At 61.1% G+C, this 9,938-nt stretch carries 11 protein-coding genes and 1 pseudogene; 7 read left to right on the forward strand and 5 right to left on the reverse strand.

The window, feature by feature from the left end:
- Positions 1–239: 239 nt before the first annotated feature.
- Genes F6X40_RS37375 through F6X40_RS37385 form a run of 3 tightly spaced genes read right to left on the reverse strand, consistent with a single transcriptional unit; the run spans position 240 to position 2,160 of the window.
- Positions 240–1,028 (reverse strand): hypothetical protein, encoded by a 789-nt coding sequence (locus tag F6X40_RS37375; RefSeq protein WP_187631326.1) that lies wholly within the window; start codon positions 1,026–1,028, stop codon positions 240–242.
- 10 nt (positions 1,029–1,038) lie between these two features.
- Positions 1,039–1,707, reverse strand: coding sequence for a M35 family metallo-endopeptidase (locus F6X40_RS37380; protein ID WP_187631327.1), 669 nt, complete (start codon positions 1,705–1,707; stop codon positions 1,039–1,041).
- 45 nt (positions 1,708–1,752) lie between these two features.
- Positions 1,753–2,160, reverse strand: a complete 408-nt coding sequence (locus F6X40_RS37385) for a hypothetical protein (protein WP_187631328.1) — start codon at positions 2,158–2,160, stop codon at positions 1,753–1,755.
- 614 nt (positions 2,161–2,774) lie between these two features.
- Here F6X40_RS37385 and phnC point away from each other — a divergent pair.
- The 4 genes from phnC (at position 2,775) to F6X40_RS37405 (ending at position 5,968) form a co-directional block, all read left to right on the forward strand.
- The gene (phnC, locus tag F6X40_RS37390; RefSeq protein WP_187631329.1) at positions 2,775–3,659 is read left to right on the forward strand and encodes a phosphonate ABC transporter ATP-binding protein; all 885 of its coding nucleotides are present in this window, start codon (positions 2,775–2,777) and stop codon (positions 3,657–3,659) included.
- A gap of 59 nt (positions 3,660–3,718) precedes the next feature.
- The gene (gene phnD, locus F6X40_RS37395; protein ID WP_187631330.1) at positions 3,719–4,696 is read left to right on the forward strand and encodes a phosphonate ABC transporter substrate-binding protein; all 978 of its coding nucleotides are present in this window, start codon (positions 3,719–3,721) and stop codon (positions 4,694–4,696) included.
- Positions 4,693–5,532, forward strand: a complete 840-nt coding sequence (phnE, locus tag F6X40_RS37400; protein ID WP_187631331.1) for a phosphonate ABC transporter, permease protein PhnE — start codon at positions 4,693–4,695, stop codon at positions 5,530–5,532. The genes phnD and phnE overlap by 4 nt, the downstream gene beginning before the upstream one ends.
- A 142-nt stretch (positions 5,533–5,674) precedes the next feature.
- On the forward strand, positions 5,675–5,968 hold the full coding sequence (locus F6X40_RS37405; RefSeq protein WP_187631332.1) for a hypothetical protein: 294 nt from the start codon (positions 5,675–5,677) through the stop codon (positions 5,966–5,968).
- On the opposite strand, the gene F6X40_RS37410 is transcribed toward F6X40_RS37405, so the two are convergent.
- Positions 5,956–6,300, reverse strand: a complete 345-nt coding sequence (locus F6X40_RS37410) for a DUF4148 domain-containing protein (RefSeq protein WP_184063058.1) — start codon at positions 6,298–6,300, stop codon at positions 5,956–5,958. The two genes, F6X40_RS37405 and F6X40_RS37410, sit on opposite strands and share 13 nt — an antisense overlap.
- A gap of 254 nt (positions 6,301–6,554) precedes the next feature.
- On the opposite strand from F6X40_RS37410, the gene F6X40_RS37415 reads away from it, so the two are divergent.
- Both F6X40_RS37415 and F6X40_RS37420 read left to right on the forward strand, forming a co-directional pair.
- On the forward strand, positions 6,555–7,082 hold the full coding sequence (locus F6X40_RS37415; RefSeq protein WP_184063060.1) for a thioesterase family protein: 528 nt from the start codon (positions 6,555–6,557) through the stop codon (positions 7,080–7,082).
- A gap of 2 nt (positions 7,083–7,084) precedes the next feature.
- A complete protein-coding gene (locus tag F6X40_RS37420) occupies positions 7,085–8,050 on the forward strand; it encodes an alpha/beta hydrolase (protein ID WP_187631333.1) in 966 nt (321 codons plus the stop codon).
- 41 nt (positions 8,051–8,091) lie between these two features.
- Here F6X40_RS37420 and F6X40_RS37425 read toward each other — a convergent pair whose 3' ends face one another.
- Positions 8,092–9,054: a response regulator gene (locus F6X40_RS37425; protein ID WP_187631334.1), complete on the reverse strand. Its 963-nt coding sequence runs from the start codon at positions 9,052–9,054 to the stop codon at positions 8,092–8,094.
- A gap of 548 nt (positions 9,055–9,602) precedes the next feature.
- Between F6X40_RS37425 and F6X40_RS37430 the strand changes: the two are divergent.
- Positions 9,603–9,938, forward strand: a pseudogene (locus F6X40_RS37430) (hypothetical protein); the annotation flags it as partial.

Consider the following 9,938-nt stretch of genomic DNA (forward strand, 5'->3'; position numbering starts at 1 on the left):
CACAGAGGCTCGCCATACCCATGCGCGAGCGCGGGAAAAATCGGTAGTCGGGATGTAGCAAGTGCCAAGCCCATTACCGGTGTCTGACCATAACTCACAGCCGGTCGGAGAGGTGCGGGCGAATGACGAAGATTGCGGCTTTTTTACAAGTCGGGACGGCTTTGCGGAGTCCCGCCGAAGCGGGGCGTCATTTCAGGCTATCACCTCGCGACAAAAGAAAGACTGACCATAGTTGTCGATCAGTCATCGTCCCTCACGGGATACCGGTCCGCATCGACCTTCATCTCGATCTTCGTGCTTTCGGGACCAAGCAACTGCATACGCTCGGTACGCCCCTGATCGTCAGTCACCCCAATGTACTCCTGGACGCTGGTTGTCACGCGGTAACAAGTATCTGCTAGAGGTTTCCGATTGCCGGAGCCGTCGTTCCCGATCAGAGTCAACGATTTTTCTTCAGTTCGCGCGGTCCACACCTCAGTTTCGAGAATACGGACCTTCGTCGGTTCGCGATCGTCTCCACACGTAAAGCGGTCGCTTCCGGGTGCTGGACCCGGTGTATCAGCCGTTACCGCATAGCTGGCGACTCCCTGTAGCTTTGGGCTATTACATAGGTTCTGACATCCCGAAGACGGACAGTTTGGAACGAACTTGACACCGATCTGCCATTTGTTATCTGGATCGACCTTGCCCCTGCTCAGTTCGATGACCCGTTCATAGACGTGTATTTTTTCCTTGTCCAAACCTAGTTGAACCAGGAACGCCTTGACATTCTTTCCTCGCAAGGCAGCAAGCTCTTTTGGATTCCGCTCGGTTTCAAAAGCTGCCGCATCGACCTCCACGCTCGCGCCTTCCGTTGTCCAATCCCTTGCTGTCAGATAGTGGCGAGTCAGAGAAAGACGGTCACTATTGCCTACATCAGCAGTGTTAAGCGGCAATTGCATGTTGTCCTGAAGAAAGACTGAGCAGGCATGCGATTGCAACGATATCGCCACGGCGACTGAACCCAAAGCGCAACGGATAGATTTCATGTTCATATCGTCAGTGGAGTGCCAAAACGTACCAGGCAATACTGTCTGCGTTGGTTATTGCACGATAAGCGTGATCGCGCGCTAACCACGTACAGGCTGTGTACCCATACCCTCCCGGATGATCCCCGGAGCCAAATGTGTCTATGAAATGTGTGCATTCGTGAACAATCGTCAGTTGCATTGAAGACAATCTGGACGCAGATTTCTGAGGTAATGCGCAGAAATCCCGATTGATTGCAATGGTATGTGTAGCCGTATCGGGAGCGCATACGTGCGCAACCTGTCCCTCGAGATTTTTCCTACCAGGCACACAACCCGTAGCCCTGTCTTGCTGTGAATCGACACGTACGAAGTTTCTTGCGGTCAGCCCATTCATAACGGGTATAAGTGCCTTCAGGCCACTCATAAGTTTGGTACGGGTATCTTCGTCTGAATTTCCAAACCATTGTTTTACTCTCGTTTGAGCGGCGGCATGCCAGTTGGATAACTCCTGAACTCTGAGTTCGATCACCCTGACTGCATCGTCGCGCAACGTCAACACAACCTTTCTAAATTCGGCATCGCTCATGTTGTAGCAGATTGGCGGCCCGCTGATATCCACGGTAACTGTAACCATTGAATTTGGGTCGGCATTCGTAACTGCTGAATTGTGAACGGTTACGAATTCATAATCTGACATTGTGCTAATTCTCCGAAATTGAAAAATGAGGCTGTCGCTCTATCGCTATACAGCAGCGTCAATGGAAAGCTGCTGCGGGTTATCTGTCGGAATGCGCTGCGTGCGCCCCTGAGAATCCGTTACGCCACTCGCAATGACCCTCGAACCAGCGCTCACCCGGTAACGCACACCCACCAGTCGCTTGCCCGTAGAGTCTCTGAGTGTGAACTGTTCATTGAACCGTTTGGGGGCACGCTCGCGACAGTTGCAAGCCCATGCGTAACCAAGGGCTTCGGCCATGTCGTAACCGTTTGAATGCGACTTCAGCCTATCTAACGGAAACCATTCTCCGGTTTCAACGTTCAGCGCCATTGCAGACGGCATTGGCGGGAAGTTTGAGTATATTGAATAGGTGACACGGCAAAGCAGACATTCTTCCTTGTCCCCGGCGCCTTCCTGTTTCTGTTGCTCCATTTGACCTCCTCTGATTTTCCAAAACCCACCCGACAAATTAAACATCTAGATGAGTTATCGTCAACGCTTTTAATTTGAGATTTAAACAATTTGACAATTATTTACGGTGGTTCCAGGCATCTCATTTTCAGGGTGCATCTTTCCGATATTGCGACTCCACAAAAGATGCGGCATTGAGCCGCCTTTGCGGTAAATGATCGACGCCGGTCAGTGCTTCGTTGAGAAAGCGTTCATGGCCGTCAGTTTGTCGTTCGCACCTTGCGCAGCGTCAGCGAGAAGCGCTGCCGCGTCCGCCTGTGTCAGCCGTCGGTTGGGGAGCCCCTTGGCGTCAAGCGCAAAACCGGTGAACAGTTCCTGATCGCTACGATTGTCGCGTCGTACGTTTGCATGCGAATCCTGTCATCCGTATGTCACTGTCCGTTCGCATCACTGACTTGGCGCTGACTTCGCTCTGACTTCGTTTTGCCATCCTGACGACACATGACACAGCGGAAAACGCGACGCATAAAGATGTAGTCGTCTAGACGTTGCGATGCCTTCACTCAACCGTCACAGTCGCTTCCTAGAATGTGCCCACACCTGCCGGCAGTGGCCGGATGCAAGAGGGAATACAGATGGAAGCGATCCATGAAGCTATTCGAATCGAGCGTTTGAGCAAGACGTTCGGTAACGGCCGCAAAGCGCTCGACGAAATCGATCTGCGCGTCGCGCCCGGTGAAATGGTCGCGCTGATCGGCGCGTCCGGCTCGGGAAAATCGACGTTGCTGCGGCTTATCGCGGGCTTTACCGCGTCGGACGCGCAGCCGTCGCAAATCGAGATTCTCGGCCGGCCGATCCAGCAGAACGGCCGCATCGTGCGCGAGGTGCGCAGCATTCGCCGCGACATCGGCTTCGTGTTCCAGCAGTTCAATCTGGTGAACCGGCTGTCGGTCGAAACCAACGTGCTGATCGGCGCGCTCGCGCGCCTGCCGTGGTGGCGGCGTCTCTCCGGCCGCTTCCCGCGCGCGGAACGCGCGCTGTCGCGGGCCGCGCTGCACGAGGTCGGGATCGGCGAACATGCGCGCGAGCGGGCCGCGAACCTGTCGGGCGGTCAACAGCAACGTGCCGCGCTCGCACGGGCGCTCGTGCAACGTGCGCAAATCGTGCTCGCCGACGAACCGATCGCCTCGCTCGATCCCGAGTCGTCGCGCCGCGTGATGGACATGCTGCAAGCGCTGAACGTCGAGCACCGGATCACGGTGCTGGTGTCGCTGCATCAGGTCGACATCGCGATGCAGTACTGCCCGCGCACGGTCGCGCTGCGTCGCGGCAAGGTGGTCTACGACGGCCCTTCCAGTGCGCTGACACCGGCGCTGCTAAAGAAACTCTACGGCGGCGATGCGCGCGAACTGCTCGACGACGCGACGCACGACGCAGACGAAACTCACGACGGCCCTGACGCCCCCGACACCGCCGCCGCGCGCTACGCGTTCGCGTTGAACGCCGCGCCGTCGAACTGAACCACGCACGCTATCGCGCGCTTTTGATTCTCTCCGTCCACTCAACCGGATCTCAACCGATGAAATTCCTGCGCTCCCTGATCACGCTCGCGGCCGGCGCTGCCGCTTTCGCCTGCATCACCGCGGCCCACGCCGAGGACATCAACCTCGGGATCATCTCGACCGATTCGTCGGCGGTGCTCAAGCAACGCTGGGAACCGCTGATCGATGACATGAAGAAACAGACCGGCCTGAACGTGAAGGCATTCTTCGCGACCGATTACGCGGGCATCATCGAAGGCATGCGCTTCAACAAGGTGCAGGTCGGCTATTTCGGCAACGCGTCGGCGATCGAAGCCGTCGATCGTTCGAATGGCGAAGTATTCGCGAAAGCGCAGCACGCGAACGGCGACAGCGGCTACTACTCGCTGCTGATCACCAACGTAAACAGCCGCTTCAAGACGCTCGACGACGTGTTCAAGGACACGAAGAGCGTGACGCTCGGGTTCGGCGATCCGAACTCGACGTCGGGCACGCTGGTGCCTGGCTACTACCTGTTCGCGAAGCACAACGCGCCGGTCTACACGTCGTTCAAGAGCGTGCTGCCGTCGAGCCACGAAGCGAATCTGCTGGCCGTCGTCAACAACAAGATCGACATCGCGACCAACAACAGCATGATGATGGAAACGCTCAAGCGCGAGCATCCGGACAAGTTCGCGCAGGTACGCGTGCTGTGGACCTCGCCGCTGATTCCTTCGGACCCGCTCGTGTGGCGCAAGGATCTGCCGGAAGCGACGAAGGACAAGCTGCGCAAGTTCTTCCTGAACTACGCGAAAACCGATTTGCACGAAAAAGCGGTGATGGCCGGCATCACCGAGTACAGCGGCTTCGAGGCATCGTCGGATCGGCAACTGCTGCCGATTCGCGAGATCGTGCTGTTCCAGCAAAAGCAGAAGATCGAGAACGATGCACATCTGTCCGATAGCGACCGCAAGACGCAATTGGCCGCTCTCGACGCGAAGCTGAGCGCGCTCAGCAACGCACAGTCGAAGCAATGAACTCCGCGGATCTGAGCACGTCGCCCGCGCGCGCGAGCGAAGCGGCCGCCGCGCGGACGGCGCAAGCGAAAGATCGTGCCGGCAAGCGCACCTGGTGGTCGTTGCTCGGCTGGATCGCGGTGCTCGCGGTACTCGGCGGCGCGTGGCACGGCGCCGACATGCGGCCGCTCGATCTGCTGAGCGACTCGGCCAACATGGGCCAGTTCGCCGCGGACTTCTTCCCGCCCGACTTCACCGAGTGGCGCAGCTACGTGCACGAGATGTACGTGACGCTGGCGGTCGCGATCTGGGGTACCGCGCTCTCCCTCGTCTGCGCGGTGCCTTTCGGCCTGATGTCAGCGCACAATCTCGCGCCGCAGTGGGTCGTGCAGCCGATGCGCCGCCTGATGGACGCATGCCGCGCGATCAACGAAATGGTCTTCGCGATGCTGTTCATCGTCGCGGTCGGCCTCGGGCCATTCGCCGGCGTGCTCGCGCTGTGGGTGCATACGACGGGCGTGCTCGCCAAACTGTTCGCAGAAGCAGCCGAGGCGATCGATCCGCGTCCGGCCGAAGGCGTGCGCGCAACCGGCGCGACGCGCCTCGACGAAATCGTCTATGCGGTGCTGCCGCAAGTGCTGCCGCTGTGGATCTCGTACGCGTTGTATCGCTTCGAGTCGAACGTGCGCTCGGCGATGGTGGTCGGCATGGTCGGCGCGGGCGGCATCGGCGTCGTGCTGTACGAAGCGATCCGCTCGTTCAACTATGCGCAGACGGCCGCGGTGATGATCATGGTGATCGTCGTCGTGACGGTGATCGATCTCGGCTCGGCGTGGCTGCGTGAACGGGTGATCTGAGGATGGCGCGCGTTCGCGCGCGCGGCACTGAGCAGCCGGATTCAAAACTGACAGCACGGGCGAAGCGCACTGGCGCTCCGCCCGTTTTTTTCCGCGTCACCTGCACTCGGTGCTGCAGGGGGGTGATCTCGATCACCGGGCAATGCCAACACTTCTTCCGCGCCTCATACCGCCGCTTTCCACCGCACAAAGCCCCTTCGCTTCGATCATCCACTCCGCCATTCCGGCCTTCTTGCTGCCGCTGCCGGCGCTGGCCGCGTGGCCCGCACCGAGGATGCGCTGCTGGTCGGTGCCCGCCCCCGTCGGGCTCACGACGAACGGTGAACTGAAGCCTCAGCCCGTGCTGTCGACCGCGCCGCTCGTCAGATTCGACGGCGTCGCGTTGCTGCGCTTCGGAAGTGACGTTAGTTGTACACGCTGCAATCAACGCGTGTAATTCACCACCGGCACGGAATACGAAGTCGGCGCGAAATCGGTGCGGCCACTGCGCTGCGACGAGCCATTCGACGGCGCACCGTAGCCGCTATTCTGCGCAGCCTGGTTTTGCGCCGCGACCTTTGCTTCGGCCGCCTGGATATCGGCCGGATAGTCGATCACGTTCGCATTGGACGGATCGTAACCCGCCTTTTCGAGCTGAATCAGCTCGGCGCGGACCTGGGCGCGCGCGAGCGGCTGATCGGCCGGATTCGACTGGGCAAACGCCACGAGCGGCGCGGCAACGAGAGCGGCGATAGCCCCTGCTTCGATCAGCGACCTGATGGACTTCATGATTTCCAACCTCCCGAGATGGCTTCATGCGATTGCCGCGGAGCCTGGTGCGACCATCGGCCATCCGCAGCGGTTAACGCAGTTTAGAAGCCGGTCGAGCCACGTAGTAAGCCCTGAACCATGAATTCACTGTTGCCATAGCGGCCACAATTCGAGGCCACCACGTTCCGGCGCAGCCTCAACGCGATGCACTACACTGATAACGCCCAACGACGCGCCGCAGACATCGCATTCGATCGAGGAGATAGACGCTCATGTCGCATCCCGTTGCCCTGCCCTCTTACCGCGACGGCGTGCGCGCCGAATGGGTCGACTACAACGGCCACATGCGCGACGCGTTCTACCTGCTGATCTTCAGTCTCGCGGTCGACGGGCTGATCGATCTGATCGGCCTGCCCGATGCGGTGCGCAAAGAGCGGCATCGATCGATCTACACGCTCGAAGCGCATCTCAACTATCTGCATGAAATCAAACAAGGCACGCAGGTGCGTGTCGACATGCGCGTGCTCGGCTGCGACGCGAAACGTATTCACGTGTACTTCGAAATGTTTGCGCTGGACACGACGCAAAGCCAACGCACCGGCCCCGTCGCCGCGGGCGAGCAGATGCTGCTGCACGTCGATACCAGCGGACCGCGCGGCGTTGCTTTCGATCCGGACGTCAAAGCGCGCGTACACGAACTCGCGCAAGCCCATGCGGCATTGCCGCCGGCGCGTTTCGCGGGACGTGTGATCGCTTTGCCATGCGCGGTGCAAACGGGAAACACTACTCAAACGGAGTGACCATGCTCGAGCCGGAAATCGCCGCCTTTATCGAACGAGCGAGCGCGCTCTATCCGTCGCATCACGCGGCGATGACGCCGCGCGAGCAGCGCGAGCTATATGACCGCTACGCCGCGACGTTGACGCCGCCACTGCCCAGCGAACTCACCACACGGGACGCAAGCTTTCGCACCGACGCGGGCCATGCGATCCCGCTACGGCTCTACCGACATCCAGCGAAGGCAAGCGAACACGGCACGATCCGCGGCACGGTGCTGTATTTTCATGGCGGCGGCTTCGTGCTCGGTTCGCTGAACAGTCATCAGATGGTGACGGCGCGCCTCGCCGCCGACACCGGCCTCGACGTGATCGCGGTCGACTACCGGCTCGCGCCTGAGCATCGCGCGCCGGCCGCGCACGACGACTGCCTCGAGATCACGCGCGCCGCGTTGAACCACCGCCTGCCGTTCGACCTCCCAGAGCGCGCCGCATTGCAACTCGCGGGCGATAGCGCCGGCGGCACGCTCGCGGCAAGCGTCGCGCTACGCCTGCGTGACGAATGTGCGAGCAGGGTGCGCGGCATCGCGCTCGTCTATCCGATGCTCGGCACCGAGCCGCAATTGCCCGCGCGCGACACCGAGTCCGATGCGCCGATGCTGACGCTCGCGGACGTGCTTAAGTTTCGCGACGCTTACTGGGGAAAAGGAGAGGAAGCCGACCCAACGCCCGGCCCCGCGTGGACGATCCCGCTCGCCGCAACCCGCTTCGACGGGCTGCCGCCGACGCTGGCCATCGGCGCCGAGCACGACCCCCTACGCGACGACGCGCGCGTGTTCGTCGAGCGAATTCGCGAAGCTGGTGGAGATGCCCGGCTGCTGGTCGGCACGGGGCTCGTGCATGGATGCTGGCGCGCGCTTGAAACAAGCCCCGGCGTGCAGGCCATGCACAGGGCTGTATGCGAATTTCTCCGCGAAAACGCACGCCATTAGCGCGGCGATATGCACTGCCGCGCCCGGCGCGTTATCGCGGCTCAGCGATTGCGGTCGCCGCGCCACTGCGCGAACGTGACGAGATCGAGGCCGACCTCAGCCGGCTCTATGCGGGTCCAGCCGAAGAACGCGTCGTCCCAGCCAGGAATGCTTTGGGGCGTCAGCGACCGGAACTTCATGCCGCCACGATACGCGAGGTCCGGCCAGAACAGCGGCATCACCTCGCGCGTGGCGAGCTGGCGCAGCAGGTCGGACGGGCCACCCTCGTCGGCGACGATCTCGCCCTGCGAGATCCAGTCGTTCTCGGCCCACGCGACGAACACGCTCGGGTTGCCCGCGGCGTCGAACATCAGGATCACGTTCTGCTCGGGCCGCCAGTAAAACTCGACGATGCCCTGAGCGGCCACCACTTCGTCGATCATTTTGCGCGTGCGCGGATCGCAGTAGGTCATGCCGTTTTCGCCGAGCGCGAGCCAGCCCGACTCCGCGCAATGGCGGCTTTTGGCGTCCTTCAGGAAGTGCGTGAGGCGATTGGCGGAATCCGCGTCGGTCTTGCGCAGGTACAGGTCGACGATGCCGGCGTTGAAGGCCTTCACCGCGACGGTTTCATCGGCGACGCCGGTGAGCAATACCTTCGCGCAACGCAGGTGCGAGATCGACGACAAAAACTCGACGCCGTCGATGCCCGGCATGTCGTAGTCGACGACGACCGCCGCCACTTCCTCGAAGCGCGACGGCTGCGCGACGATGTCGCGCTCCGCCGAGGTCTCGACGAAGCGCTCGACGCCCGGTTCGCTCAGACACGCCGACGCGGCCGCGAATTCGAGCGAATTCTCGCGTGCGTGCTGGCGGATATAGTTGAGGGCCGCTTGCGGACGCGTGAAAAACAGGTTCGTGTAGGTGCCCGGGAAGAAACGGCGGAGCGCGTCGAGGTAGCTGTCGTTGTCGTCGACGAAAACCACTGTGGACGGATAAAAAACGGGAGGTCGAATAAAGTTGTTCATATCTTCACGTATTTCTCACGCCGCCGCGAAGGTCCCCGACCGACCGGTCGGTCGATCTGACGTTTCGCCAGGCGACTGCCCAAGGAATGCCGGGCGATGCCTCGCCCGCGGGTCCGCATGATCAATGGGTTCTTGTCGCTACTACCGGTGACCGCCTGCCGTCGCTGTTCGCGCCGCTATCGGCGCTGTTCGCGCGTCTCGGGTGGCGCAGCCTGGCGCGGGCCTGCCGGCATGTGCGCTGCGAGCCAGTCGCTGCAAGTCGCTTTCACACGCCGGATAATCGAACCGTGGCTGCCGGTCGTCTGCAATGGTTCGTATAGTACAGGCTCCGCGCATTGGCGGCACAACTTAAATCGCATTCCTGCAGGCGCCGGCCGCGCAATTGCGGGGGACTAATTGGTCGAAAAAGAAAATCGCGGCATGCGGAAAAAATGTCCGCTTCCGTCGTGCCGGCGAATGGCTTTAGCGGCAAGCGCGCGCCGTTCGTGCCAGGGCCGTTCGGACATCAATCATCGTGACGCGCCGCAATATGCCCACAAGAAGCGTCGATGTCGAAATGCTCGTTTATCATCAATCAATCGCAGTTGCTTAATGGTTGTTGCTTAGATATGACGAATACCGGCAAGATGATGATAGTCGGGCTGCTCGTGGTCGATGCGGGCGTCGCCGGTTATCTGCTGTACCCCAGGGACGATCAGGCGCCGGCCGTGACCGGCGCGGTGACCCGCAGCGTCACCGGCGCGGTGGAATCGGAACCGCAGACCGATGCGACGCGTGCCGCTGGCGCCAGCGTGAGGCCTGCGCAACCCTTGAGCCCGCCCGCGCCACAATCGGCGCTGCCGCAGATGGAGTCGGCCACTCCGGCTCCGGGAGCCGCTCAGGCG

The organism is Paraburkholderia sp. UCT31 (assembly GCF_014397655.1).
In the GTDB taxonomy this organism is placed as follows: Bacteria; Pseudomonadota; Gammaproteobacteria; order Burkholderiales; family Burkholderiaceae; genus Paraburkholderia; species Paraburkholderia tuberum.